The sequence below is a fragment of the Fodinibius halophilus genome, from assembly GCF_011059105.1.
GTDB lineage: Bacteria > Bacteroidota > Rhodothermia > Balneolales > Balneolaceae > Fodinibius > Fodinibius halophilus.
The window spans coordinates 1-1169 of sequence record NZ_JAALLS010000067.1 but is presented as its reverse complement, the minus strand read 5'-3'; the positions used below and the strand labels follow the sequence as shown (position 1 = coordinate 1169).

Genomic DNA, 1169 nt, shown 5'->3' with positions numbered 1-1169 from the left:
AATACGCTACTAACCACGAGGGCAACAATACGGAATGTTAAAAAGGGCACTGGTGCAGATTCGCCCCGCAAAAAGTGGCAACCGGAAAACCGGGGCAAACCTGCCGACTTATTAGCCCATTGTAGAGAAGCAACCCACCGGGCAATACCTACCGACAAACCGTGAAGGCCGGCGGGCAAAATAACGACATTGCGCATAAGCTGCGTGTAGGCCAACGTTGATTTAAAACAAAATGTACTACAGAAATTGAGGAACTAAAAATTGGCAGGGTAGGGCGAGGCACGTCCGCTTAATGCGCGGGTTAGCCATACTTACGGATGTAATGAATTTTTGTGATTTTATTTAGGGAGCCGTTTCATAATGAAATGACCAGTAACTTTAGTCGCGAAATCCCTTTTGTGCCATGTACCATTGATAAGTTTATTTCCGGTAATTTTTCCTTCCATACTAATTCCGCCGTGAGACATTCGGGGTATCAGGTTAATTCGAACTTCATTTGCCGAAGAGATATATCCATGAACCTCTGTAAGGATGTCGCTGCTATCCGGACCTGCGAAAATTGTGTTTGTAGTTGCACTAGTAAAATTTTTACCAAGTATGGAAGTAAGATCAATATTGTATTTACCAAACTCATCAAGAGTTGGATCTGAAGGGCCCCGCTTTGATACTAACTGAATCTTGTAATTTTGACTGAATAAAATAGTACCCTTCACCCCCTTGCCCTCACTGTTTGCATCCTTACGCATGTCATTGTATACAATCAGTGTGATTTCCCAGCGCCCATCTAGCATACAACAAGCTTCTGTGGCCCGATGCATGCGAAGCTGAACTTCTTTAGTGTTTTTCTCGATTTTAATATTAAGTTTCTCAGTGATTAAGTCGCGTCGCCATGCTTCGACAACGTGGATACCGGGCTCCAGCATATCGATCTGAAATTCTCCATTGCGGTCAGTTGTATCTCCGTAATATGCTGCCGAAACGTGTACGTTCGATAATGGCTTGCCAGTGGAGTCGGTTACAATTCCTCGAACTGCACCTGTAGGCAGGTCGGAATTACTCTGCTGAGCATAAGCAGAGTTTATGAGTACTAAAGAAATACAAATTGCAAAGAATATTCGAAGCATCATAGTATGGCTAACGGATGGCGCTACAGCTGCAGGCGCCGGAGT

At 44.2% G+C, this 1169-nt stretch carries 2 protein-coding genes; both read right to left on the bottom strand.

The annotated features are described in order from the left end of the window. A partial coding sequence (locus G3569_RS18515) for a hypothetical protein (RefSeq protein ID WP_205720291.1) occupies positions 1 to 197 on the bottom strand: 197 nt, incomplete at its 3' end. A gap of 141 nt (positions 198 to 338) precedes the next feature. Beyond that, positions 339 to 1169 (bottom strand): carboxypeptidase-like regulatory domain-containing protein (locus G3569_RS18195; RefSeq protein WP_165271510.1); only part of this gene is annotated, 831 nt, incomplete at its 5' end.